The organism is Wolbachia endosymbiont of Leptopilina clavipes (genome assembly GCF_006334525.1).
Lineage (GTDB): Bacteria > Pseudomonadota > Alphaproteobacteria > Rickettsiales > Anaplasmataceae > Wolbachia.
In genome coordinates this window covers 19,076-44,132 of sequence record NZ_QJHA01000040.1, presented here as the reverse complement: position 1 = coordinate 44,132, position 25,057 = coordinate 19,076, and the positions used below count along the sequence as shown (strand labels likewise).

Below are 25,057 nucleotides of genomic sequence, written 5' to 3'. Positions count from 1 at the left end.
TTCTACCATGCAATATTACTAGTGTCTTATAATTATAACTAAATTATGGTTAATTGCAAGGTAAAAATATTAAAGTAATTGTAAATTTTATCAGTAAAAATATAATATAGCTTTAAAATCAGAGGTTTATTTATATGGGATGTAAGATTGCAGTTATTGGAGCAACAGGAAGAGTAGGATATGAGGTATTGACCATGCTTGCTGAGTTTCAAAAAGAGGGAAAATTTTCGATAGATTCTGTTGTTGCTTTTGCATCGAAAAAATCAAAGGGAAAAAAGGTGAGTTTTGGTGACAAAGAGTTAACAGTTTTATGCCTTGAGGATTATGATTTCGTTGGAACTAATATAGCCATTTTCTGTGCAGAATCTCATGTTTCTGAGAGATACGTACCAATTGCAACTGAGGCTGGGTGCGTTGTGATAGATAACACTTCCTATTTTAGGATGAAAGAAGGCGTGCCACTAGTTATTCCAGAGATCAACAAAGATAAAATTACGGAATATAAAAACCATAACATAATATCTAATCCAAACTGTACTACAATACAAATGTTGCTGGCATTACATTTATTACACAAAAAAGCAAAAATAAAGAGAATCGTTGCTTCAACTTATCAATCAACTTCTGGTGTAGGTAAAGCAGCAATGGATGAGCTTTACAATCAGACAAAAAAAATCTTTATGAATGAAGCTAAAAAACCTGAAATATTTCCTAAGCAAATAGCATTTAATTGCATTCCTCATATAGGAGAGTTTATGGAAGATGGTTCTACAAAAGAGGAGTGGAAAATGCAAGAGGAGACAAAAAAAATTTTAGAAGAGGATATAAAAGTAACTGCAACTTGTGTACGAGTACCTGTTCTTGTTGGTCATGCTATAGCAGTAAATGTAGAATTTGATCAGCATATAACTGAAGAAGAAGCTCGTGAAATGCTCAGTGAAGACGATGGAGTTTTAGTACAAGATAAGCGCGAAGATGGTGGATATATGACTCAGATTGATGTTGTGCAAGAGGATGCCGTATACATATCGCGTATTAGACAAGACGATACCGTTAAACACGGATTAAATATGTGGATAGTAGCTGATAATCTACGCAAAGGTGCAGCACTAAATATAGTGCAGATCTTGGAGATCTTGATCAAAGAGCATTTATAGCTCAATAACTTAAATCTATATTGACATGTCCCATTTTACGCTTGTCCCTAACCTCTTTTTTCCCATATATGGTTAAACTAGCTTTTTCGTTGCTCAAATATTTGTGAGAATTATATATATCATTACCTATTATATTTTTTGTCATGCAAGGAAAGCGTAATACTACTTCCTGCATAGGTAATCCGCATATTACCCTCACCAGCTGCTCGAATTGACTAACGTTGCATGCATCCAAGCTCCAGTGGCAAGAATTGTGGGGTCTTGGGGCCAATTCATTAACTAGTAATTCATGATTTTGAGTGATGAAAAATTCAATAGCTAGGATTCCTACTACATCAAGCGCAGTTGCTATTTTCTTTGCAGTTTTTTGTACCTCTTGGGCTAATTTATTATCTATTTTAGCTGGTGCTATTGAAGTATTAAGTATTCCGTCAACGTGGTGATTCTCTGCTATAGGAAAAAAAGCTACTTTACCGTTTTTATTTCTTGCAACGACTATTGAAACCTCTTTCAGTAAATCAACACTTGCTTCAAGAATGTACTCTTTATTCCAATCGAAGGAAGCAAATTGCTTCAGTTCAGAATCATTTTCAATCACATATTGTCCTTTTCCATCATAACCCATTTCTGTTGTTTTTAGCCTCACTGGATAGCTAAAAGTTTCACTACTTTCTAGTAGCTGATTATAATTTTGTATACTTTTGTAATCAGCAGTTTTTATGCTTAAATCTCTAATAAAATCTTTCTCTCTCAGCCTATTTTGCGAAATGTGTAACGCCTTTTTGCCTGGATAAAAATCTGCGTGCAGCGACACAATATCAATTGCACTACATGGAATATTTTCAGACTCAATAGTGACTAAATCCACACTCTGTGCAAAAGATTCAAGTGCCCTCTTATCACAGAAGTCTGCTATTGTTAAATCATCAGCAACAGAACAAGCTGGATCGTTTTTAGCACTGGCAAAAATATGCGTTTTGTGCCCAAGTTTTATTGCAGCGATAGCAGTCATTTTACCTAATTGCCCACTTCCTATTATTCCTATCACTTTTTTATCCAGTGGATCTGTTTTGTTCATCATGTAGATTAATATTTCCTAGTTAGAGTACGATAATATGCTTGGAAAATCTATGAAAAAAGTGTATAATTGAAGTGTGTTAAATTTTTATCATGAACACTTTACGATGACCATGAAATACACACTTATTACTAATTCTGTTGAAGTTACAGTTTTGCCAATTTACATTGAAGAGCAATCCATTCCTTATGAAAATTCTTACGTATGGATGTATAATGTTAAGATAAAAAATAAAAGCTCATCAACCATTCAATTATTAAGTCGCTATTGGCGAATAATAGATCATAAGGGCAAAATAAATGAAATTGCTGGAGTTGGTGTTATTGGAGAACAACCTGTAATAAAATCTGGAGAGGTATTCAAATATACAAGTGGAACATACTTAAATACACCATCAGGAATAATGCAGGGTAAATATGAATTTCTGAACGAAGAGAGCATAAAAACCTTTGATGTTATGGTACCACCCTTTTCCTTAGATAGTCCATACGTTAACACTAGACCTCATTGATCATCAAGATAGTGTATTTGTTTAAGTGCATCTGAAACCAATGCTTCTTGGTTTGTCATTTGAGCTTCCATAATGTCATCCGAGTAGCTGATACTGAGATCCAACTAAGTTGATAAACACGAAAGCACTGACCATTTGCTTCTATAGTTGTCTTTTTTCGTCTATCTTATTTTGTTACTCTGCTGAACAGATGCAAAATAGTTTATTTTTGATTCTTATCATCAAGTGTGAATAAGATTATTGTAGAGGTTAAACCTATAATAACTATCATTAACGAAAATGGGGCAGCTTCTCTGTAACGCTCATCGCTGACAAGTTCATATATTCTAGTTGATATAGTTTCAAAATTAAATGGTCTGATAATTAGTGTTGCCGTGAGTTCTTTTACCGTATCCATAAACACGAGCAGAAATCCCGATAGTATGCTTTTCTTGATAAGGGGAATATGAATATTCAGGCACGTGGAAATAGGCCCATGACCCATAGTATATGCAGTCCATTCAATTTCATTTGGTGTTTTTTTGAGTCCCGACTCTATCGCCTTGAAAGATATAGCAAAAAAACGAAATAAATATGAGTAAACTAATGCGCCAATAGTTCCTACCAAGCTAATTTCTACAATATATTGAGTAATGAAAGAAGATATTCTGCTTAAAAACATTATTATGCTAATTGCAATAATTGCATTTGGAATTGCATATCCAAGAGAAATGAGACATGCTATATTGCTTGTTACCTTATTTTTACGTGCTGTATATCCAATAATTATTGCAATGCTGATCGAGATTAGCGCGGTAATAAATGATAAACTAATACTGTTTGTTATTATATTGTAAAATCTTGCTTCATATATGAAAAAGCCTTTCTCTATGCTCCAATATATAAGTGGAATCATTGGTAAAATAAAGCCTATTAATATCGGCAATAAACACATAAGATAAGAAAAGATCAATGATATAGAACCGTTTATACTACGTTTATTGTGATAATCTGCATTAGTATTGATTGAAGAGTAAGATATTTCTCTTTTTTGTAGTTTTTTCTCGATAACTATTAGTGTTGCAACGAAAATCAGTTCTGCAACTGCCAAAACAGTAGTTGAATATTTGTCATGCAGTAAAAACCAAGTACGGTATATTCCCGTCGTGAAAGTATCGATAGCAAGAAACTGTGGTGTGCCGAAATCTGTAATTACTTCCATTAGTACCAAGGATAACCCAGCTATAATTGATGGACGTATGGAGGGTATGATGACAGAAAACAGACTCTGTAATGAGGAGAACCCAAGTGTTGATGCAATAGTGACTGAGTTACTAACGCTCTTTAGACTTGAGCGGACCAACATATAAACGTATGGATATAGACTAAATCCCATTACTAATATTCCACCACCTAGGGATTTGATCTCGGGAAACCAATAGTCACCTTTGCCCAATTGAAAAGTATCTCTTAACAAGCTCTGAATCGGACCTGAAAACTCTAGCGTATTTACATAAACAAACGATACTATATATCCAGGAATTGATATCGGAAAGAATAAGGCAATCTCAAAAATTCTACTTCCGGGAAACGAAAAAAATGTAGTAAGCCAAGCTGGAATTACTCCAAATATAAAGGATATTAACCCTACTCCTACCATCAAAATCAACGTATTGAGTATATATTCAGGAAAAAGTCTACTAATTACCCATCCAGAGTTTGCTGATTCTGTAAATAGAATCGATATTAACGATAGTATAGGGCAGACAAATAATACACTTACTAAAAACAAGAATATATTTTTAAATACTCTCAGAAACATTAACTTGAATCTATATTTGATATTAAAATGTTATATGCAAAAACTAAAGATATCCAGTAATTAACAGCCGTCCTATTGAATATCTTCATAATTTTATATATTATGTTTTAAATCGATAAACTAATTAATTATGAGTTTTGTCATTGCAACTTTTTATCATTTTGTAAAATTCTCTAATTATTATGACATGAAAGATGAAATAAAAGTTGCATGCGACAATGTCGAATTAAAGGGTACTATACTCCTTGCAGAAGAGGGTATTAATGCAACCGTATCTGGTGAAAGAAACGCGATTGATAAAATATTCGATTTTCTACGTTCTGATTATAGACTAAGGGACCTTACATGGAAAGAGAGTGCAGCAGAATATCAACCATTTAGTAAGATGAAAGTGAGATTAAAAAGAGAAATTGTGAATCTTGGTGTAAGTAATCTCGATACTTCCGTTAGAGGTCAGTACATTGATCCAGATTATTGGGATGATTTTATCTCTCAACCTGATGTTTTAGTGATAGACACACGAAATGATTACGAAGTAAAACTAGGCAAGTTTAAAAATGCAATCAATCCACATACTCAGCGTTTTCGAGATTTTCCTCAGTGGGCAGAGTCTTTCTCTGAGAGTAAAGATCTGAAAGTGGCTATGTACTGCACTGGTGGAATCAGATGCGAGAAATCTACAGCATATATGAAAAGCCTTGGATTTAACGATGTTTATCACCTTAAAGGCGGTATTCTTTCCTACCTTGAAAAAACTCACAACAAAAGTGGTAATTGGGAAGGCGAGTGTTTTGTTTTTGATGATAGAATTGCTGTTGATCATTCACTCGCCCCAAGTGATAAAATAAAATGCATATTCTGCTCAAGTAAAGTTTCAACTGATGAGCTGAAATCAGTTTCACGTGGCCAGGTAGTTTGCTCTGATTGTAAATCTTTAAGTATTGAAAGAAATTCAGAATACAACACGAACCTTTAACGACTTATTTCTCTTTGCATATTTGTAACCTTAATTTTATCAAGACATTTACCTACTACATAGCTCGCTCCAGCTCCAAGTAACGCACCAACTATAGCAAATGCAATCAACACTACACCAGAACCGCCAATAAGAGCTAAAGTTTCTTGCCATAAACAACATGCTGCAACTAGACCAGCAACTAAACCAATTCCTGCACCTCTGCACCTAAGTTTCATATTATTACTAATATTGTAACCTCTTCTATGCTTTAGGCTATGACTAGTATTGTTACTTATCCAATCAAAGATTTTGACATTTGGGTTTTTGTCCATAAAATCGATAAGCTCACCTATTGTTTTGTTACGCAAACTATCTAAAAATATAACTTTATCTTCTACATATTGTTCAAATACATTTTTTTTACGTGTCATTTATTTTTCCATACTATTAGAATATGTTTTTACTACACTGCACATCTTAACAATTGGTAAATTCCCATACAAGAATAAGTAGATAATCTTACCACTATAGGTGGGACTAAAGCGCTATAAGATTAAATTCCTGAAAAATGTTGGTAAGAAGAGCTTTTCCAAAAACAATAAAGTTAAGAGTTGAAGAGATAGTAAAAGAGCGACTTACAGTTAATCCAATTGATTTTGGTGAATCGTTTTGTTACAAACTCAAAGGATACAGAAGACTGAGAACTGGCGATTATCGTATCATGTAAATGCTGCAAAGTATGAAGTGTTTCAATAAAACACAGAAAAGACATTTACGAGTCTGAGGCTCCATACTAATATCCTTCCAGTATTAACTTACTGTAACCTTTCCGGTTGAGCCACTGCGATTCTTTGCAACGTTTATCTCTAATTCGTTATTAGCATCGATTTTATAGTCTGTAGAGTAGTAAAATTATAGGGGTATAGTCAAAAATGAGTTATTTTTGAGCTGAGCAAAGCCACCTAAGGTGAAGAGGAAGGAGAGGTGTATAATATAATATTTATAATTTACTTACGTAACTTAACGATTATTGAAAAACATAGTTCTTAAGTACCTTCAAAGCTTTCTCGTAAATAGTGTCTCTATGTCCTATTGTAACGATAGTTACTTCATGTTTTTTGGTGTCTGCACAATACATAATACGGTAATCGCTGACTCTTAGTCTTCTAAACCCTTTAAAGCTATGGTATAAAGGCTCACCAATGGATCAACTGTAAGGCGTTCCTTTATTGCTTTATTTACTCTTGATTCTATTTTTATTGGTAAAGCTGGAAGATCTTTTTCAGTGACATTCTTCAAAAATTTAATTTTGTAGTTCACTTGATCTCCACTTTACATCTTTGTAATCAACTGTTTCTGCACCTTCAATATCATATTGATCAGCAACTACAGATAGTAAAAATCTTCCATTTCACTATCTATTGCTTCTTTAAGTAGTTTTTCTGCTAATGCTTGAGCAGGTTGCTTAGTAAGTTCAGATAATTTAGCAAGATGCTGTAAGGTTTCTTTACTGAAAGCTAAATTAGCGTTTGCCATAAGTTTTACCAAGTTCTACTACTGTATAATTATACAACATTTTCCTAAAATTTTCAATAAAAGTAATTATACTATTATTAATATAATATTAATGCTTTTATATTAAAATTAATACAATATTAATTAAGGGGAATATTATGTTCGGAAACTTACAGAGTGAGAAAACAGGAGCAGATTTACAACAAAAGTTGGATAATCAATCAACACAGTATGGAAAAACACGTGTACACCGAAATGAATCAAATTTGAATGATTTGGATCCGGACATGGATCCTTCTCGGCTCTGGAAGAGCTCAGAGGGCAGAACAGTTTGTGAAGAACACCAGGTTGATGCAAGTGATGTATTAAGTGATATTGGAGACAATTTCCATGATCTTGCAGATTTATTTTCTGTTCTGTAGAAGGTACAGGTTTAATATCAAAAAAGTGTGAGGCTTCTTTATTTTTTCCTAAAATTTTCAATAAAGTAAACGAAGTAATTATGCTAATCTAAATATTGGGATAATATTAACATATAAGTACTATCTTAGCGTTAGTTTTTTAATTAAGGAGTATATTATGGTTGAAGACCCTTTTTGTCATATAAATCAGACTTGCCACGAATAATGTGAAATGAAATTCATTGAGGAAAAATCTCAGTGCAATGACCTCTGTGATTTTATCTTTCCAATTTCTGAAACTTGTTCACCATCTGAAGTTGTGGATCAATTAGTATCTATTTAACAAAAAAGTGTCAGTATATTTTTTAATAAAGAATTATATTGACAGATTATGACAGGTTGAATATAAACGAGTTTGCTGAGGCTAGGGAGAAATGACGCAGACTAAGTATAGTATTGCAAGATATTGTTAGGAATGGGGAGGATATGCTGGTAGCCGGCTACTGGATGTATTTCTACGATAACAACGACTCTTCGTAATCCGTATTACAAAAACGAGAAAGGTACCAGCCTCTGCAGCTTGATGAACATAAACTCTACTACTTTGTTGACGTAGATTACACCGAAGATCGTTACAATTGCAGAGCTGAAGTGCTAATGCTGCTGCTACTCATACGGTTATTCCGTTGGTGGAGTATGTTTTTTGGTCGATTGCAGTCTACTAAAAATCAATGAGGACAGAGTTGCTATTATAGGACAAAAATGTGTGTTATACTAGAAATAATGTGCGGAAAAGGGGGGATTCGAACCCCCGACATATTTTCATATGTGCACGCTTTCCAAGCGTGTGCTTTAGACCGCTCAGCCACCTTTCCATACTTATTCATAATATTAAAAATTATGCTGCTAAACAACTGGTATATATGGTTCGCCACGGAAATTCACAGTATTGTTAAACTTGTTTTTGCACGTTAAAAACGCTTTATCACAACCTGCAAGTATCGAATATTTATCTCCGGTAGAAATTTGATATGGAGGAGAAGCAAATAATGTAACTACTTTATTTTTGTATTCTTTAACTACAACTTCAAATGTTGCTGAACTAAACACTCCGTGCTTATAATATCCATCGCTTTCGATTAAATTAGTGTCTTCAAATCTTCTTTCATCTATCACTTTAGTAATTGTGCTCATTCTACTAAACTTTTTAGCATCAGCTTTACATCTATCATCGCAAAATTGTGCCCTGCATACAGGAGAATATAGCTCTGTTATGCTTCTCTCAAGCTTTGTCGCAAGACCTCTAATTTCAGCGATAAACCTCCCACTATTTAATGTTACTTTACCAAAAGTTCCTGCATGCAAATTCATAATTCCCTGACTCAAATCTTTATAATTCACAAGAAATATTTCAATATTTGCAAAGTCATGCCTTCCTGATAAAACATCTTTTTCTTTAATATCAGCACTATTTAATATTCCTTCAATTTCTAGATTATCAGTTCTCAAATCGCTATTTAATATTATACTGCTGGCTATAAAACCGCTTGAAGATTTATAGAGTATATTATTGAGATTTAAATCTTTATCATAGTCAATGAATCCCATTACCTCCCCACTTACAAGTGTTAATTTCCAGCAAGTAGCGATGGTAAGTAATTCTCCAGTTAAATGGTTTTTTAGTTTGGTTTGCATACTGCTTAATTGATTGAATTTGAAAACGTTCGATAGGTAAGGGATTATGATAATTTATCCATTATCTGAGTAGCCATAGGGTGTCATGCCAGTGTCCAGACACTGGCATCCAGTTAAATTTACGAGTATAAAAGTAATGTTAAAATACAACGTTTCTGATGATGATGGAAAAATGGATCCCAGTGTCAAGCACTGGGATGACACCATTTACTATGCAAATTGCCACAATTTTCGTACAGCTGTGACTGGGATGACATTACTTATTGTGTGAATAAAATAAATACTCGTAGAGTTTGTTACGCACTGGCTTATGTTTATTTGATCGACAAATAAACACTAACAGACAAGACACACACCACATTCAAGTTGTGGTGTGTATTACTAGAACAAATTAGAAAGAAAACTTCACACCAGTTAGTAGAAGAATTCCTTGGTTAGAAGGTACATCAGTACCTTTTTGGTCTTTCAGCGCACCTTGTTCATCAGTCATAAAATAATGTAAGGCTGCATAAGGAACAAACTTGCTCTTATTGCAAGAAGATAGATCATACTGAACACCAAGTGCAACATCATGAAGCATATCTTTGTCGCTCATTCTGCTACCAAAGTATGTCAAGCTTGTGTAGATATTATCATATTGATAACCAGCACCTGTAGTCCAATACATGGTGTCCTTGTCATTAAATTGCTTTAAGCCATTTTTTCTAACATCATCATTAGTATCTTTATATTCTTTTGAAGTAGGGTTGAGTTCCTTGATACTCTTCGGTTGACCAGATTTGCCTAAATATGCAAAAGAAGCAGCGAATTTTATATTTTGACCTTCATCAATCTTATAATCAGCGCTTACACCCAAATTAACACCCATCAGGTCATTGTACTCTACAAATTCCTTATAAAGATGCTTATCTTTACTCGGTTGCTTTGAAACCCCATATTCACCAACTACGGAAGTTTTAACTTTTACATTATGTTTACTAAAGTCATATTCATATGATGCACCAGCACTTATTATATGCTGGTAATCTGGTCCAACATGTCTTAACGTTTCCTCATTCTTTACCCCTGTTACCTTATTACTTGAATCTTTGAGGAAATCTGGAGCTATTTCTTTTACAACGGATAAACCACTATCGTAGCGAGGTGAGTAGCTAAGACCAAATCTTGCACCCATATAATTCGGCGAGTAGTAAGCAGCTCTAAATGGCAATGTGGTCATAACCTCTTTGTTGTATTTTCCTGCCATACGGAAGGAGAGTTTTTCGCTCTCGCTTGAGAAGCTTTCAGTGTAAAGACGTGGTGTTACGTAAAATGGGAAGTTTGCAGCACTTCCTTCTAAGTTTACTTTTCTGAACCAGTCACTATCTGCAGCTCCATCAACAGTTGCAATTCTTGTTGCATCAAGTCTCATCAGAGACTCAGGACCAAACTGATAGCCAAGTTTCAGATCACCATATTTTGAATTCAAAAACACATGTGCACTTCTACCTCTTGCAGCATTCACGCCTTGTGAAGCTCCTTTACCTTCAGTAACTGGAACATGGAATTGTACATCGGCACCATAACGAAGACCAATATCCTCATTTTTATTTTCAGCTCTTAAGTGCAATATTGCATCTGAAATCATGCCCATGTTTTCACTGTAATCACCAATATTCCCTATCCCTTTAGGAAATATTGGATTTGCTCCTTTTATACTATCTGTAGTATTGTTAAAATAATCTGTAGATTTACCTGGCATAACATTATAATGGTTATAGCCACTTAGCCCATGGTTACCATAACCTTGAGAATCAACAACGCCACCGAAAGTTATTCTTAAACCATCCCCTTGATTGGTATTGATAATATCAACCCCACCAACTGAAACAACAGGACTTGCCTTACCTTTTTCCTCTGTATTGCTGTTAACAACTTTTACATCCTTTTTTATATCTTTAGCTTCAATTTTAGCATTCTTAGTTTTAGAACCCTTAATTTTTGACTTTTCTACATTAGAATTTTTAACTTTCAGGGCTTTCGCCTTTGAATCCTCTATAAGCTTTGCTTTTTTCTCTTTTGCTAGCCTAATTTCATCTTTTTTCTTTTGTTTTGCTACTAATTTTAACTCTTCTTTTTTCTTCTTTTGTTCAGCTGCTAATTTTAACTCCTCTTTTTTCTTCTGCTCAGCTGCTAATCTTAATTCTTCTTTTTTCTTAAGCTCCTCAGCTTTTTTTCTTGGATCAGCATTACATATCCTGTCCATTTTTTCTTTTAGTTTCTTATTTGACGTCTTCATCACTTCCATCTTTCCAGAAGTTTTGATTGACTCGTTACTCTCTTGCTTTTTTACTTCCTTCATACTCTCGTCAGAAAAGTCAGCAGCAAAGCCACTGAAAGAACATAAAGTCAATAGAGAAGCTAGAGCAGTTCTAGTATAAATAGATTTTTTCATGAAGTGCCCCCAAAAAATTTTAAAATCATAACATAAATAGTATAAAGGTGTTGAAAATCCAACTTAAAGCAACCTTATAGCGAAAATAAAAGTAAAATGCAATACTTTAAAAGCAACTTTCTTAATACGCTCAACGTGTATATTAACCAAAATTTAGTACAGAGGTTTGCTTGTTAGTGTATTATAACTCTATACTTATTCTATGGAAGTAAAATTTACTCAAGTGAAAGTACATAAAGATTAAAATATTAATATAACTATTGACAATAATATTAGTTTATATTATAGTTAGTGAATTATTGTTTAATTTTTAATAATTAAGGTATTTATGGATTTTAGTTTTTTACGAAATTGGTTTAGCACTACAGGTGCTGCTACAGGCTCAGAGCCAGGTAATACTGAACAACCAGACTCTATTTCAGTAGATGATGGCAAATACGAGATGAAAGAATATGACGATGAATTTGAGATCATTGAAGATTATGAATTTATAAATCGTGCTGATCCAAATGAGCCATGTTCTTTACCTTCTGACTATAAAATAGATGAAAGTATTGTAAAAATTGCAGGATTTGATAGAGAGAAATTATTAGAAATGGGTAATTTCTGCAATATAAGCTATGGCGATGATGATGATAAATTAAGTAAAAAAAGATGTAACAATCTAGCTCAAAGAGTATACAAAACTGAATTTGAAACTGAAGAAGATTTTGAGATTGTTCCATCTACTGAAAAAATGTATAAAACTAGAGCTGAACTCATCAGCGAAGGTTATGAAATTATTCCATTTGGTAATAGCTTTGAAAAAGACGCTGGTCATGTTTTCATAAAAGGTAAAGAAATAACAATAGCTTACCACGGTACTCGTCTGAGCCATGGTGCAAATGATGGACTTACTGATATAAATGTACTTTTTACTACTTCAGAATTTTTACCTGAAGGTGGAAGAATGCATAGAGGATTTTATAATTCATTTACGGATTCATGGCCTAATCTTTATGGCATTTTGAAATCTCATGCTGAAAAACAAGGATCAAAAATCAAAGATTTTAAAATTAATCTCACAGGTCACAGTATGGGAGGAGCTATTGCCAAGATAGCTGCTTTATGCCTAAACAAAACAGAAGGAGCTGAAGATGTCCATGTTGCAACTTTTGGTGATCCACGAGTTTTTGATCTTACTGCTAGTGAATTTTATAATGATGTTCTTCAAGAAAAAACCATTAGAGTAACTCAACATAGACAAGACCCAGTACCAGCGGTATCACCTGGTATTTGTGGTTATGCTCATGTAGGTGCACAATTGAGAATATCAGTACCTGAAGGATATTTTGTTCATCAAATGGATGGTTATCATGAAGCCATTAAAATAATGGATGAAAATGACTTCCGATCAAACAATAACGTTTCTCTCTTTTACTACCCTTCGAGAATATTAAGCCGAATTAACTGTGCAGTTTTAGGTAACGTTCAATATTATGCTGCTAATTTAGGTAATTATATCCTTGTTGGACAAAGCTTTTTCGAAGAAGTAAAAAATAAAAATTTTTCTCAGCTTGAACAAGCAGAAGTTAAGCAGATAGGATATGAGGATCCCTTGTCTACTGCAAGGAGTTTATAACTACTATACAGAGCAATCTAATGATTGCTCTGTAAGCATCTATTCATTTAAATTCAATATAAAAATTTTCACCAGAAGTTATTTTCCATTCTTCTTTAAATTTCTTTAGGTGTTCTTTTTTTTCGCATTCTAAAAGCAGTTCTTCTATGCTCTTATTATAGCTTTCTGTAGTAATTCTTCCTTGATGATGCATAAACCTCAAATAAATCAAATAAGTGTTAATCACATCTGTTTCACAATAATCGCGAATCTCTTGTATTTTGCCACTATCATATAAGTCCATAACTTGTGAACCATCAACTCCAATCTTACCGGGAAGATTAAATGCTGCGCAAACTTCGTTCATCTTCATTCTTGCAGAAGCTCCAAAATCAGAGAGAGATTCAAGCAAATCACAATGCCAATCACTACTGTACCTCTGATTGTAACTATTCCACTTATCGCCAGCTTTGTGAAAATATTCTGCTTGAATGCCATGAACCATAGAACGGTACTTCAGTACCGGTATATCAAAAGTGCGTCCATTGAACGAAACTAGTCTTGGCTTTTTCTCTGATATGTAGTTAAAAAATCCCTTTACTAGCTCTTTTTCATTGGAGTTTACTGTGCCTCCAGATCTTATTTCTTGTAGTGTGAACATTTCATAGCCGCTCTGGCGTGTTATATTACAAAGTAAAAAACTAATAACTACAACAAGGTGGAAGGGCTGACGCAGAAAAGAGTTTTGCCCGTTTGTTATTTCAAGATGATATTTTGTTAATGCGTTCCTCTTTTCTTCTACACTGCTATCATCACTAATATTTAGTAAATTCTTGCAGGAATTTACATCTGGTATAGTTTCAATATCAAATACTAACAAAGAATTAAGCATTACTTATATATTCCTCAGGGCGATCAGTCCAAGGTCGCACTTTTACGAACAAAAAGAGATGAACTTTACACTCAAATAATTTTTCCAATTCTGTACGTGCCTCGATATTAATTTTTTTTATGCTACTGCCATCTTTTCCTAGCACTATTTTCTTATGATTATCTTTCAATACAAATATGATCTGTTTTATGACTAAACTCTTATCTTTTTTTTCCTCAAATTGTTCAGTTATAACAGCTGTAGAGTATGGCAATTCTTCACGTAGGTTCAAGAATAACTTTTCTCTCGTAATTTCCGCTGATAAAAAATCAGCTGAGGAATCAGTTATTTGATCTTTTTCATAAAACCAAGGGCCTATCGGTGCAATTTTAGACAAGTAACTAGTCAGATCAGAAAGTCCATCATTCTTCAGTGCCGAGATCGTAAAAATTTTTTCAAACTTATAAAGCAAATTTAGGTGCTCATGTGCCATCTTGAGCTCTGATTTCTTTACTAAATCAGTTTTATTGATAACCAAAATGCATCTGCCTTTTGTGCGCTCCAGTCGTGCAAATATCGTTTTTATTCTTTCTATATTTTTTAGGTAATTGTTTACATCAACAAGCAATAAAGTAATGTCACTATCCTTAACTGCTCCCCATGCAGATTTGACTAAAGCTTTTTCAAGATTTGTTTCTGCTGAAAACACTCCCGGAGAGTCAGTAAAAACAATTTGCGCATTGTTGCATATAGCAACACCCCTTACCTGTGTCCTTGTTGTCTGCACTTTAGGGGTGACAATTGCAATTTTCTTGCCTACGATGCTGTTAATTAGCGTTGACTTTCCAGCATTTGGCAAACCAGCTATCGTTACAAATAAGCATTTTTCTTCTTTCACAAAGGAAATTATAAAGAAAACTAAACGTTAACGTCAAACAACTTTTTTTAATTATTCTTTAACTAGCCCGTTTTCTTCCTCTTTTGAAGAAAAACATTTTCCAACTTTTTCAACTATAGGTGATATAATATAATCATTCACTTTTTCAGCTATTGGTTTAATAACACAAACTATTACAAATAACTCTGCGATTACTGCTATGGGTGCTATCACCGCACCTGCTAAAGCTGCCGATCCCATTCCAAGCATTATACTTGGAGAAATAGCAGTTGCAGCTGCAGCAAGACCAACTCCAATTGCAGCACTTGCAAGTGCGGAAATACCAGAATAGAGGTGTAATAGTCTAGACTTGATCTGACAAGCAAACAAAGTAAGATAAAAATATAGACAAGTTTTAAAGGAGTGTCAGATATGAATACAACACAAGAAAAAATACTAAAACCAAAGTTGGGATTGCTAGAACTTGCAAAGCAATTAGGAAATGTATCACAGGCGTGTAAAGTAATGGGATATTCAAGGGATACATTTACCGCTTCAAAGAACTGTATGAAACAGGAGGAGAAGAGGCTTTACACGAGATAAGCAAAAGCAAGCCATTGTATGCAAATAGAGTGTCGGAGGATATAGAAAAAGCAGTAGTTGAAATAGCAATAGAGTTTCCAGCATACGGACAAGAAAGAGCAGCAAACGAACTGAAAAAGAGAGGAATTCTCATCTCTGCAAGTGGAATAAGATCAGTGTGGCAAAGAAACGATCTTGAAAATTTTAAAAAGAGGTTAAAGGCATTAGAAGCAAAAGTAGCTCAGGATGGTATCATTTTAACAGAAGAACAGATAACAGCTCTAGAAAAGGCTAAGGAAGAAAAAGAGGCCCATGGAGAAATTGAAACAGAGCATCCAGGATACTTAGGTAGCCAAGACAGTTATTATGTTGGTAATATCAAAGGTATTGGACGAATTTACCAGCAAACCTTTGTTGATACCTATTCCAGAGTTGCTTTTGCTAAGCTTTACACAGAAAGGACTGCTATCACAGCTGCAGATCTTCTTAATGATAGGGTAGTACCGTTCTTTGATGAACAGAAAGTATCATTGCTACGTGTTTTGACGGATCGTGGTACAGAGTATTGTGGCAGACCTGAAAATCACGCTTACCAGCTATATTTAGGGGTAGAAAATATTGATCATTCTCGAACCAAAGCTCGTTCTCCACAGACTAATGGCATATGTGAAAGGTTCCACAGAACTATGCAAGATGAATGTTACAATATTATCTTTAGAAAGAAAATTTACACCTCTTTGGCAGAACTTCAGTTAGACGTAGACCATTGGGTGCATTCTTACAATAGATCTAGACCGCATTCAGGTAAATATTGCTATGGTAAGACTCCTATGCAAACCTTTTTTGATAGTATGCATATTGCTTATCAGAAAAATATTGATAGCATTAAACAGGATGCTGATTTTGGTTTTGACTTTGTTAATTCTTCTGTCAGTTAATTCATGCTTGTCAGATTAAGTCTAGACTATTACAGTTTAGTTTTTAACTAGAACTTTTCAGATAAATACTGAGTGAGGATTTCAATGCCTTCATCAATCTCTTTTTCAGTGATAATGAGTGGAGGCAAGATTCTTAGAACGTTATCTGATGTTACTCCAACAGTAAGTAAACCACGGTGACTTAGCTCTTCTGCAAATTTTTGGTTATTCATTTTTACTTTTATTCCTAGCATCAACCCTTTCCCTCTCACCTCTTCTATCATTGGAAACTTGCTTGCTAAGTCCTCTAGTTTGTTTTTTAAAGACTTACCTCTAACTTCAACATTTTCTAAGAAGCCAGGGCTGAGCAATTCATCCAATACAGCATTACCTACTGAAGTTGCAAGTGGATTACCACCAAAAGTAGAACCATGCATACCGACCGCCATGTACTTAGCAACCTTTTCAGTTGCAAGACAAGCCCCCAGAGGGAAACCTCCTCCTATTCCTTTTGCAAGAGCACATATGTCAGGCTTAATTCCTATGTGTTCATATGCAAATAACTTTCCTGTCCTGCCAGCACCGCACTGAACGCAATCAAAAAATAGCAGTATGTCGTTTTCGTTACATAGTTCTCTTAGCTCTTTCATGAAGACTTCACTCATTACTTTAATACCACCTTGTCCCTGTATTGGTTCTATTAATATAACACCTATGCCATTAGAAATTGCTTTCTTTACACTCTCAATATTGGGCTCTATGTTATCACACCAGTCAATATAAGGATTCAGTAATTCAGAAAATTTCTGTCTATCGTTTGTTGCACAAGTTAAAAATGTCCTTCCATGAAATGCACCATGAAATGTTAGAATTCTATAGCGATTTTTATTACCTTTTCCATTTTGATAGGCCCTAGCGATTTTAAGTCCACATTCCACTGCTTCTGATCCAGAATTTGCAAAAAATACAGTATTAGCAAAGCTGTTGTTTATTAAATTTTCTGCAAATTTGTTGGTAGTAGATATATTATAGGTATTTGATATATGCCATAGTTTTTCTCCTTGTAATTTTAGGACATCAGTTAATCGTGGGTTGGCATGACCTAAACTGCTAACAGCTATTCCAGAGTGAAAATCTATATAGCGCTTATTATCGATATCATACAAGTAAATACCTTTACCATAAGAAAAATTTATGTTAACAGGAGAATAAACTGGCAAGATAGGAGAAATTGTCATAAAAGTATGATATGCTAATTTTTTATTAATACCATAAAAGACGTTATTTCACAATGAGAAGAATATGTATAAATTAAGTAAATTAATTTTTACTACACTAAAAACAAATAGATATACAAAAATTATCTCGCTATTCTTATTAATTTTTGTGGTTTTATTGGGCACAATATACCGCAGTTATTCATTAAAGAATAATTTTCTTTCTTTTTACCGTAATTCAAATGCAAACTTAAAAGATCTATTGGAAAATAGTATAATAAAAAAATATCATTATTTACTAATAGAAAAACATCATATTAAATATAACAGTTTTGATTACATAAACCAGTTGGTAAAATTGCGTGCTGAATTGTTACAATCAGTAAGCAAAGTAAGAAATTTTAGCTTAATACTGTATGATCAAAATGCCAGAGTAATTTTCAGTAATTTTAATACTCAAGGTCATGACTATGAGCAGTTGCTTACAAATGATGAAATTGATAAATTGCTAAGCAATCAAGAAATATTTTACGCTACAGGAAATACATTAACTTCTACTTTCCCTATATTTCATGAAGATGACATTAAGCCTTCATTTTTTTTGAAGATCATTCAAAGCTATAATGACTCTTATATTATGGTATATAGTCTATTTTCAATATTAATGGGCTTATTACTTGTTATCTTAATACTAATAATGCTTTATTTGCACTTTTCCAATACCCAAATGCTAGCCAAGCAGCATAAAACTAATATTGAATTACAAAGGGTTAAAGAGGCATTAGAGCAAGAAAATGCAAATAAGATAAAATTTTTTGCAAGTGTTACACATGAGTTGCGTACACCTCTTAATGCTATTATTGGATTTGCAAAGTTGATCAAAAATGAAACTTTAGGTTCGGTAGATCACTCTAAATACAAGGAATACGTAGACGATATATATAATGCTGGTACACATTTACTTGCTTTGATTAATGATGTGCTCGATTTTTCTAAAGCTGAATCAAGTAGTTTAACAGTAGAGAAAGTGAAGTTTAATCTGAATAAGATAATAGATTCGTGCTTAAAAATGTTATTACCTAAACTAAAAGAAACAGGGATTAGTTTAAAGAAAGAGATATCTGATAAACAATTATTAGTTATCGCCGATCCCAAAAGAATGAAGCAAGTTATAATAAATTTGTTATCAAATGCAATCAAGTTCACTCCTCAAGGTGGTTTAATAAGAATGATTATTAAAGAGAATATAGAAAAAAATTTATTAACTATTGAGTTTCATGATAATGGAATAGGGATAATGCAGCAGGACATATATAAAGTTATGTCCGTTTTTGGCCAAGCAGATTCGGGATATAGAAACGAAGGCACAGGTATCGGATTACCTCTAAGCAAGAAATTAGTAGAGTTAATGGGTGGGACTTTCAACATTCAAAGTGAAGCAAAACTTGGTACTACGATAACATTGAGCTTCTTTTATGAAGAGCAAACATGTGAAAAGTTGATTGATTTTTAGTAAAATATATTTGATATTGCACTTTTATATCTAGTACACTCCTAAGTCATACTGACGTGATACCTCTTGGCTAATAATAAGTAGCGGAATGTAAGTAAATTAAACTTTTTAGCTATACTTCCTGAAAACACTTTATAATTCTTGAGCATAAAGAAAATTCCTTTAATAATGAAGCATGCTAATCAGGAACTTAATAAAACAAGCAACTCAAGTAGGAAATAGTGAAAACGTAATACAATATGTCAAATATCTCTATCAATTTGAGAAGTTTAGAAATACATTAAACCTCACTTTGTCACTAATAAAGCAAACTAGACTCTCGTTTGAAATATATCAAGAAGGATTAGTGGATATGGAAGAGGGAGTGTGTAAGACAATTCGTTCTTCTGGTTTAAATAAGTATGTTATTGTGCTAAGAAGGTCAAATCCTTACATCATAGTACATGAACTTTCACATATGGTTGAAAATGAACTGAACTTAAGCTTAGAGCAAGAATTTCTCTATAAAGTTTATCAGGATATTGAGCAGAACTTAAAGCAGTCAAATATTCTGGTACAAAAAATTATTGGTCAAATTATATTTAAGGAGATACAAGTTTACCAAACTTCAAAATCACGTGCGTCTGAGTTATTCGCACGCTATTTTGAGCTGTTTGCTTGGGCTCAGGAAGTTTATCCTAAAGATAAAGAATATCTAATTCGCACTCAAGATTTAAATAAAGTATTTCTTGCTACTAACCAATGGAAAAAGAGATGCCTGGATCCACAAATAATGAAGATAATAGATAAAGAAGTAAAGGAGTATAGCAATAAAACTGCCTTTAAAGATATAAACAAAGTACAAAGCAGTTGGATTAATAAATTTTCCTCTGGGAGTAAAAAAATTGGTTCTATATTTGGAGATGATAATTAGCTTAACAGAACAAAGTTCACTTCTTCAACATTTCAAGTTATAGTTCTCACAATTAAAGAGTTCAAATATATATATGAAAACTATATTAGCTGTTGAAACAAGCTGTGATGAAACTGCAGCAGCAATTGTAAATAGTAATAAGCAAGTCCTTGCTCACGAAATTCTTTCTCAGGAAGAGCACAAAAAACGCGGTGGGGTAATACCTGAAATAGCATCACGTGCTCATATGAAGCATTTAAGTGGTCTAGTAAAAAGCGCTATAGAAAAATCTAACCTTAACTTTTGTGATCTAGATGCAATTGCAGCAACATCAGGACCAGGACTCATAGGTGGACTAATAGTTGGTACAATGATGGCTAAAGCAATTTCGCATGTAGCACAAAAACCGTTTATTGCAGTTAATCACTTAGAGGCACACACATTAGTTATTAGGCTGCTATATGAGGTTAAATTTCCATTTCTAGTCCTACTTATATCGGGTGGTCATTGTCAATTTTTAATTGCACAGGATGTAGGTAAGTATATTAAACTTGGAAAAACACTTGATGACTCGCTGGGTGAAGCGTTTGATAAAATTGCTAAGATGCTGGATCTAAGCTATCCTGGAGGTCCATTGATTGAAGAGTTAGCTAAAAAAGGTGATGGTATGAGATTTAAGCTGCCAAGAGCAATGATAAAACGTTCTGGATGTGACTTCTCATTTTCTGGAATTAAAACAGCAGTAAAAAACTTAGTTAAAGAGCTTGCAGTGAGCAAGCAAGATGTTTGCGATATGTGTGCTTCGTTTCAAGAGTGTATTAGCGACATATTACTCGATAGAGTCAGAAATGCTATTGATATCACTGCATCTTTAAATATTAAAATCAATGATTTTGTAATTACCGGTGGAGTTGCAGCAAATAATTTTCTGAAGGAGAGATTGAAAAAATACATAGATTTGAACGTGCTTTCTCCTCCAAGCAACCTATGTACAGACAATGCGGTAATGGTTGGATGGACAGGAATTGAAAGGTTACAGAAAAATTATATAGACTCTCTTGACTTTGCACCAAGGCCAAAGTGGGAATTAGAAAAATATTACTAGCACAAAAAATTATCTACTATATAATGCGGCCGCTGGTGAATTTTTGTAGGCTTAAAAATTACAGTGGTATCTACTAAAGCCTTATTCACTACCGGCATTATTATTTATGAGGTACAGTATGTTCAAAAATAAATTTGACACAGTTACTAATGTTTTCAAAGCTAAATCTAGTACAAGCGCAAAGACACTCAGGTCGGGTTTATTTGTTGCGGTAAACGTTGGTATGGCCAAAGCAATTAGTAATATAGACCCCTCTTCATTACAAGGCAATTCAGAAGATAAAGTCAATAAGCAAGACCTAATAATCATATATGATTATATTAACAAAGTAACTCAAGAAGAAAACTATAATATATGTACTAATAATCTTGATTATATAAAAAGCAGGATTTTAGAAGAAAATATAAGTGATTCATTAGCTGAAAAATTTTGTCAAGATGGATGGAATATAATAAGTAATGATGGTTCTTCGCTATTAACAGTGGCTATTGAAAGAATTAGGGAAAGACAACAAAAGAAAAATAGGGATTGTGATATTAAAATGGCTGTATCTCTAATTCTTGGTATGAAGAAAGAATTGATTACAAAACTGGAGAATTTTGCAGATAGTAATGATAAAACACTTCTACATTATTTAGCTGAGTTGGGTAAAGAAGATATTTTACGTTTTGTGATAGAAAATTCTAATTTTGACATTGAAGAAGCATTAAGGAATAAAGATAGAGATGGCAAAACACCACTACACTATGCGGCTAAATCTGGCAATAAAGAATGCTTGAAAATTCTCATAGAAAATGAAGCAGATTTTAGTTGCACTACCAATAATAAAACTGAGTTACACTATGCTGCCAGAAGCGGAAGTCCTAACCTCCTAGAATATTTAAAAGAAATATTGACAGCAAAAGGAATTTTTGATAAGGAGAAAATTAAAACAGATAAATATGGAAATAACGCATTACACTATGCTGTGCAATCTGGAAATGCTGAGTGCATAAAATTCTTCATTGATAATCAAGTACAATTTTTAAAAAATAAATATAATGAGAATCCTTTTCATAAGATTGCAGGTAACTCAGAAACTCAAGAAAATGCCATAAATTTTCTTATAAAGCATCTAGAATTTTTAGGTAGACCAAATAGTAAAATTGATCAAGAAAATGTAGATGGTAACGCCCCATTGCATATAGCTGCAAAACATGGAAATAAACAGCTAATAGAATTGTTTATTAAATCAGGTGCAAAAATTGTTCAGAATAAACAAGGTAACACCCCCTTACATATTGCTATTATACATGGTAATACATATTGTATAGAGCTATTTTATGAAAATACAGGAAATAGCATACTTCAATCCAAAGGTGAGTATGGAAGAGATCTTGTACATTTAGCTGCAATGTACGGGAAGTATGATTGTCTAACATTTTTACTCAATAAATTTCCTGATTACGATTTAAGTACAGAAACACGCAAAGGAAATATGGCCCTACACTTAGCTCTATCGAGTAATACAGAAACAGAACTAAGAAAAAAATGTGTGAGTCTATTAATAGACAGAAGAATGCAAGTAAATAAGAGTAATAATGAAGGAAACACCCCTTTACATTTTGCTGCCCAACTTGATTTATCGTTTTTAAGCATGATAGAAAAAAAGTTGGAAGAGAAGAAATTTGACGTTTATCAAGAGGTTTTGCGTGAGAATAGCAACGGTGACACCGTCTTTCATATGGCAGCACGTGTTGGTAATAAATCATGCCTTGAGCACCTTTTTAAAAAAGAGAGAGTGGGAGAAATATTAAGTAAGAAAAATAAGGATGGACAAACTTTACTACACTTATCTATCCTAAGTGGAAGAGTAGAATGCGTTAAGTATTTGGTAAAAAAAAGCCCAAAGGGTATTTTTTTAGAACAAAATACACAAAAAAAGTTGTTATTTGCAGCTATTTTGAGCGGCAATAAGGAATGTCTTGAATTTGTGTCAAAAGAACTTGTAGGTAAAAAGGTGGCTGCTAACATCAAAGTGTTATATGATGAAAATGACAATACACCGTTACACATGGCTGCTCTTGCCGACGACATAGGATTCTCTCAGTATGTTATTGAAAGTATTGCTAAGTCAATTATTAGGAACACAGTACCACTTTTTAACACAAACAGTCAAGGGCTTATACCTCTACATTTAGCTGCCATGAGCCTTAATGCTGAGTTAATAGAATATTTTATGACAGATAATCATTACCCCTATAATAAGAAAATGTTAAATGTTGTATCTAAATCTGGAAGAACAGCATTACACTATCTTGCTTGTAATGAGTGATAATGATTTTGAAAAAACTATAAATGAGGATTTTAAGCAAGGTCAATTTTTGAAAAAGTTGGTTTTAGAAAAGCGTAAACAAAATGAGCGCTTAAGGGAAAAAGCTATTAAAGCCTTATTCTACCTAACAATCAGCACCGGAGAGAAAACTGTAAATAAGAAGATAAATTTTGATATAAAGGATAATGCAAAAAAAACAGCTTTAGATTATGCTTTTAAACATGGCGACACAAATATCTTGAGGTTATTTTTAGATTTCTTTTATGAAATAAGGGAAAACAAAAAAAGGAAATATGATAGACTTAATATGGAAGATCAAGAAAGAAGCAAAAAGCTTCTAGACTACTATAATCTGGCCATGTCAATATCAAGTGTGATTATTTCTGTTTGCGTTAAGTATAATAATGCAGAACCTGAAAAGGAAGAAATTCTTACCTGGATTTCCATTGCATTTTCTTCGATATCATTTTTACTTACCTTATACAACTTAGTGATTGGCCTTCAAAAAGAACCTGTTAAACGTAAGATAGAAAACTATACTGAAAAAATGAACAGAATTGAAGAGGTTACAGGAAAGTTAGCTAAGACAAAAGTAGGGGATCATGATTTGGAGGAATACAACTCAATATTGGAACTATTAATAAAGAATGCAGAAGATATTTCACGATTGGAAAATGAACTTTACAAGTTTACGCATGAAACTAGATTAGAGAGTAAAGACAAACTCAATATTTCTCCTCAGAAAATGAGTAGGGGTGGTAGTGCAGTACCATGTTCGAATAAGTCTTTAGAAGGTAGAAAAAGTTCACCTGTTTTGAATGATTTAACAGCAAAACTTAGTCTGTTTTCAAGACGCAACAGTAGAGTACAAAATACAATGGACAAGTTAGATAATCCATCATGTGTAATTACTATAAATGAGCATCCAGAAATTAAACCAAAAGCTCCGAAAAACAAATTCAAGAATGTTGCAACCAAGCTAAAAATAGGCAATATCTTTAGTAAGAAAAAAGAAGATCTTATTGCTTCATCAAGCTTATCAGAAGGTGCTAATCAAGAGAATATTACAAAAATGAATGAAGAAAACTGTGGGTTGATAAAACGATTTGGTGATACCAATGGGTATTCAACATTTTCGACTCCTTTTAATCCAAGCGGTTCAACCTCAAGAGAAGAGTGTGGTAACAATCATAGTGCAGCGCGTCATGTGAGTTATGGTAGTGCAAATAATTCTGTGAGTGATAAGGAAGTTAGTAAATCTCCATCTCTAATACTTTCTAACTTTGAGGAGGGGATTACTGTTGACTGTTTTAAATTCGAAAGATATAGACCAAGGGTATATTCAAGTCCATCTTGTGTGAGAAAAAGAGCAATTACAGCTAGATCATTGGAATATGTAATACTTCCTGATCATATAGAAAGAGGAAAATAGATGCAGATTGTAATCACTGACTCTGATAGCATCAACTTTCAGAGGAGTGATAGTAAGCATTATAGTAAACTGTCATTGAGTAGCAGATAAGGAAAACACAGAACAATTGGCAAGGCTATCGTATAAGATTATAGTAGAGAAGGAATTAGATAGTCTTGCTATAAAAAAGTTTATGTTTTCCTATTCG

General features: G+C 33.4%; 23 protein-coding genes, 1 tRNA gene and 1 pseudogene. 12 read left to right on the top strand and 13 right to left on the bottom strand.

Going from position 1 to position 25,057, the window contains the following annotated elements; all coding sequences use genetic code 11:
- The first annotated feature begins 134 nt into the window (after positions 1-134).
- Positions 135-1,157: an aspartate-semialdehyde dehydrogenase gene (locus OUY_RS04525; RefSeq protein WP_010402896.1), complete on the top strand. Its 1,023-nt coding sequence runs from the start codon at positions 135-137 to the stop codon at positions 1,155-1,157.
- Between the two features lies 1 nt (position 1,158).
- On the opposite strand, the gene OUY_RS04520 is transcribed toward OUY_RS04525, so the two are convergent.
- On the bottom strand, positions 1,159-2,235 hold the full coding sequence (locus OUY_RS04520) for a 5-(carboxyamino)imidazole ribonucleotide synthase (protein ID WP_010402894.1): 1,077 nt from the start codon (positions 2,233-2,235) through the stop codon (positions 1,159-1,161).
- A 106-nt stretch (positions 2,236-2,341) separates the two neighbouring features.
- Between OUY_RS04520 and apaG the strand changes: the two genes are divergently transcribed.
- On the top strand, positions 2,342-2,746 hold the full coding sequence (gene apaG, locus OUY_RS04515; RefSeq protein ID WP_139686803.1) for a Co2+/Mg2+ efflux protein ApaG: 405 nt from the start codon (positions 2,342-2,344) through the stop codon (positions 2,744-2,746).
- Between the two features lie 202 nt (positions 2,747-2,948).
- Here apaG and OUY_RS04510 read toward each other — a convergent pair whose 3' ends face one another.
- Complete coding sequence (locus tag OUY_RS04510) at positions 2,949-4,547, bottom strand: ABC transporter permease (protein WP_139686802.1); 1,599 nt, start codon at positions 4,545-4,547, stop codon at positions 2,949-2,951.
- A 130-nt stretch (positions 4,548-4,677) separates the two neighbouring features.
- Between OUY_RS04510 and trhO the strand changes: the two genes are divergently transcribed.
- Positions 4,678-5,523 carry an oxygen-dependent tRNA uridine(34) hydroxylase TrhO gene (trhO, locus tag OUY_RS04505; protein WP_139686801.1) on the top strand — a complete coding sequence of 282 codons (846 nt, stop codon included), beginning with the start codon at positions 4,678-4,680 and terminating at the stop codon, positions 5,521-5,523.
- Here trhO and OUY_RS04500 read toward each other — a convergent pair.
- Positions 5,520-5,936 carry a hypothetical protein gene (locus tag OUY_RS04500; RefSeq protein WP_139686800.1) on the bottom strand — a complete coding sequence of 139 codons (417 nt, stop codon included), beginning with the start codon at positions 5,934-5,936 and terminating at the stop codon, positions 5,520-5,522. The genes trhO and OUY_RS04500 overlap by 4 nt on opposite strands.
- 137 nt (positions 5,937-6,073) lie before the next feature.
- Between OUY_RS04500 and OUY_RS05940 the strand changes: the two genes are divergently transcribed.
- On the top strand, positions 6,074-6,232 hold the full coding sequence (locus OUY_RS05940) for a type II toxin-antitoxin system RelE family toxin (protein ID WP_019236727.1): 159 nt from the start codon (positions 6,074-6,076) through the stop codon (positions 6,230-6,232).
- A gap of 300 nt (positions 6,233-6,532) precedes the next feature.
- Here OUY_RS05940 and OUY_RS06555 read toward each other — a convergent pair whose 3' ends face one another.
- The 3 genes from OUY_RS06555 to OUY_RS06545 form a co-directional block, all read right to left on the bottom strand.
- Positions 6,533-6,643 carry a hypothetical protein gene (locus OUY_RS06555; RefSeq protein ID WP_246038729.1) on the bottom strand — a complete coding sequence of 37 codons (111 nt, stop codon included), beginning with the start codon at positions 6,641-6,643 and terminating at the stop codon, positions 6,533-6,535.
- A 20-nt stretch (positions 6,644-6,663) separates the two neighbouring features.
- A complete protein-coding gene (locus tag OUY_RS06550) occupies positions 6,664-6,825 on the bottom strand; it encodes a hypothetical protein (RefSeq protein ID WP_246038728.1) in 162 nt (53 codons plus the stop codon).
- A 66-nt stretch (positions 6,826-6,891) separates the two neighbouring features.
- Positions 6,892-7,041 carry a hypothetical protein gene (locus OUY_RS06545; protein ID WP_246038727.1) on the bottom strand — a complete coding sequence of 50 codons (150 nt, stop codon included), beginning with the start codon at positions 7,039-7,041 and terminating at the stop codon, positions 6,892-6,894.
- 137 nt (positions 7,042-7,178) lie between these two features.
- On the opposite strand from OUY_RS06545, the gene OUY_RS04485 reads away from it, so the two are divergent.
- The gene (locus OUY_RS04485; RefSeq protein ID WP_139686799.1) at positions 7,179-7,442 is read left to right on the top strand and encodes a hypothetical protein; all 264 of its coding nucleotides are present in this window, start codon (positions 7,179-7,181) and stop codon (positions 7,440-7,442) included.
- A 767-nt stretch (positions 7,443-8,209) separates the two neighbouring features.
- On the opposite strand, the gene OUY_RS04480 is transcribed toward OUY_RS04485, so the two are convergent.
- The 3 genes from OUY_RS04480 to OUY_RS04470 form a co-directional block, all read right to left on the bottom strand.
- Positions 8,210-8,296 (bottom strand) — tRNA-Ser (locus OUY_RS04480).
- A 31-nt stretch (positions 8,297-8,327) separates the two neighbouring features.
- Complete coding sequence (locus tag OUY_RS04475) at positions 8,328-9,116, bottom strand: DUF2163 domain-containing protein (protein WP_139686798.1); 789 nt, start codon at positions 9,114-9,116, stop codon at positions 8,328-8,330.
- 391 nt (positions 9,117-9,507) lie between these two features.
- A complete protein-coding gene (locus OUY_RS04470) occupies positions 9,508-11,550 on the bottom strand; it encodes a WD0745 family porin (protein WP_139686797.1) in 2,043 nt (680 codons plus the stop codon).
- Between the two features lie 328 nt (positions 11,551-11,878).
- Between OUY_RS04470 and OUY_RS04465 the strand changes: the two genes are divergently transcribed.
- Complete coding sequence (locus tag OUY_RS04465) at positions 11,879-13,171, top strand: lipase family protein (protein WP_139686796.1); 1,293 nt, start codon at positions 11,879-11,881, stop codon at positions 13,169-13,171.
- Between the two features lie 43 nt (positions 13,172-13,214).
- Here OUY_RS04465 and OUY_RS04460 read toward each other — a convergent pair whose 3' ends face one another.
- Genes OUY_RS04460 through OUY_RS04450 form a run of 3 tightly spaced genes read right to left on the bottom strand, consistent with a single transcriptional unit; the run spans position 13,215 to position 15,288 of the window.
- Positions 13,215-14,042: a 3'-5' exonuclease gene (locus OUY_RS04460; RefSeq protein WP_010402862.1), complete on the bottom strand. Its 828-nt coding sequence runs from the start codon at positions 14,040-14,042 to the stop codon at positions 13,215-13,217.
- Positions 14,035-14,919 carry a GTPase Era gene (gene era, locus OUY_RS04455; protein ID WP_010402857.1) on the bottom strand — a complete coding sequence of 295 codons (885 nt, stop codon included), beginning with the start codon at positions 14,917-14,919 and terminating at the stop codon, positions 14,035-14,037. Before era ends, OUY_RS04460 begins: the two co-directional genes overlap by 8 nt.
- A gap of 51 nt (positions 14,920-14,970) precedes the next feature.
- A complete protein-coding gene (locus OUY_RS04450; protein ID WP_246038726.1) occupies positions 14,971-15,288 on the bottom strand; it encodes a hypothetical protein in 318 nt (105 codons plus the stop codon).
- 42 nt (positions 15,289-15,330) lie between these two features.
- Here OUY_RS04450 and OUY_RS04445 point away from each other — a divergent pair.
- A pseudogene (locus OUY_RS04445) lies at positions 15,331-16,418 on the top strand (IS481 family transposase).
- 47 nt (positions 16,419-16,465) lie between these two features.
- Here the strand turns inward: OUY_RS04445 and OUY_RS04440 are convergent.
- A complete protein-coding gene (locus OUY_RS04440; RefSeq protein WP_010403274.1) occupies positions 16,466-17,635 on the bottom strand; it encodes an aspartate aminotransferase family protein in 1,170 nt (389 codons plus the stop codon).
- 64 nt (positions 17,636-17,699) lie between these two features.
- Between OUY_RS04440 and OUY_RS04435 the strand changes: the two genes are divergently transcribed.
- From OUY_RS04435 to OUY_RS06535, 5 genes are all read left to right on the top strand, one after another.
- Positions 17,700-19,127: a sensor histidine kinase gene (locus OUY_RS04435; protein ID WP_139686795.1), complete on the top strand. Its 1,428-nt coding sequence runs from the start codon at positions 17,700-17,702 to the stop codon at positions 19,125-19,127.
- A gap of 175 nt (positions 19,128-19,302) precedes the next feature.
- Positions 19,303-20,040, top strand: coding sequence for a WD_0702 family putative metalloprotease (locus OUY_RS04430; RefSeq protein WP_139686794.1), 738 nt, complete (start codon positions 19,303-19,305; stop codon positions 20,038-20,040).
- Between the two features lie 73 nt (positions 20,041-20,113).
- Positions 20,114-21,124, top strand: coding sequence for a tRNA (adenosine(37)-N6)-threonylcarbamoyltransferase complex transferase subunit TsaD (tsaD, locus tag OUY_RS04425; RefSeq protein WP_010403280.1), 1,011 nt, complete (start codon positions 20,114-20,116; stop codon positions 21,122-21,124).
- 118 nt (positions 21,125-21,242) lie between these two features.
- Positions 21,243-23,438, top strand: a complete 2,196-nt coding sequence (locus OUY_RS06540) for an ankyrin repeat domain-containing protein (RefSeq protein ID WP_246038725.1) — start codon at positions 21,243-21,245, stop codon at positions 23,436-23,438.
- Entirely contained in the window at positions 23,431-24,870 is a 1,440-nt protein-coding gene (locus OUY_RS06535) for a hypothetical protein (RefSeq protein ID WP_246038724.1), read from the top strand. The genes OUY_RS06540 and OUY_RS06535 overlap by 8 nt, the downstream gene beginning before the upstream one ends.
- The last annotated feature ends 187 nt before the right edge of the window (positions 24,871-25,057 follow it).

Coding starts and splice junctions, on each gene's coding strand:
- OUY_RS04510 (WP_139686802.1), bottom strand. CDS start 4,547: ATGTTTCTGAGAGTATTTAAAAATATATTCTTGTTTTTAGTAAGTGTA.
- OUY_RS04465 (WP_139686796.1), top strand. CDS start 11,879: ATGGATTTTAGTTTTTTACGAAATTGGTTTAGCACTACAGGTGCTGCT.
- trhO (WP_139686801.1), top strand. CDS start 4,678: ATGAGTTTTGTCATTGCAACTTTTTATCATTTTGTAAAATTCTCTAAT.
- OUY_RS05940 (WP_019236727.1), top strand. CDS start 6,074: ATGTTGGTAAGAAGAGCTTTTCCAAAAACAATAAAGTTAAGAGTTGAA.
- OUY_RS06540 (WP_246038725.1), top strand. CDS start 21,243: ATGTTCAAAAATAAATTTGACACAGTTACTAATGTTTTCAAAGCTAAA.
- OUY_RS04470 (WP_139686797.1), bottom strand. CDS start 11,550: ATGAAAAAATCTATTTATACTAGAACTGCTCTAGCTTCTCTATTGACT.
- apaG (WP_139686803.1), top strand. CDS start 2,342: ATGACCATGAAATACACACTTATTACTAATTCTGTTGAAGTTACAGTT.
- OUY_RS04475 (WP_139686798.1), bottom strand. CDS start 9,116: ATGCAAACCAAACTAAAAAACCATTTAACTGGAGAATTACTTACCATC.
- OUY_RS04525 (WP_010402896.1), top strand. CDS start 135: ATGGGATGTAAGATTGCAGTTATTGGAGCAACAGGAAGAGTAGGATAT.
- OUY_RS04485 (WP_139686799.1), top strand. CDS start 7,179: ATGTTCGGAAACTTACAGAGTGAGAAAACAGGAGCAGATTTACAACAA.
- OUY_RS04500 (WP_139686800.1), bottom strand. CDS start 5,936: ATGACACGTAAAAAAAATGTATTTGAACAATATGTAGAAGATAAAGTT.
- OUY_RS04440 (WP_010403274.1), bottom strand. CDS start 17,635: ATGACAATTTCTCCTATCTTGCCAGTTTATTCTCCTGTTAACATAAAT.
- OUY_RS06555 (WP_246038729.1), bottom strand. CDS start 6,643: ATGTATTGTGCAGACACCAAAAAACATGAAGTAACTATCGTTACAATA.
- OUY_RS04520 (WP_010402894.1), bottom strand. CDS start 2,235: ATGAACAAAACAGATCCACTGGATAAAAAAGTGATAGGAATAATAGGA.
- OUY_RS04430 (WP_139686794.1), top strand. CDS start 19,303: ATGCTAATCAGGAACTTAATAAAACAAGCAACTCAAGTAGGAAATAGT.
- tsaD (WP_010403280.1), top strand. CDS start 20,114: ATGAAAACTATATTAGCTGTTGAAACAAGCTGTGATGAAACTGCAGCA.
- OUY_RS04460 (WP_010402862.1), bottom strand. CDS start 14,042: ATGCTTAATTCTTTGTTAGTATTTGATATTGAAACTATACCAGATGTA.
- OUY_RS06545 (WP_246038727.1), bottom strand. CDS start 7,041: ATGGCAAACGCTAATTTAGCTTTCAGTAAAGAAACCTTACAGCATCTT.
- OUY_RS04435 (WP_139686795.1), top strand. CDS start 17,700: ATGTATAAATTAAGTAAATTAATTTTTACTACACTAAAAACAAATAGA.
- OUY_RS06535 (WP_246038724.1), top strand. CDS start 23,431: ATGAGTGATAATGATTTTGAAAAAACTATAAATGAGGATTTTAAGCAA.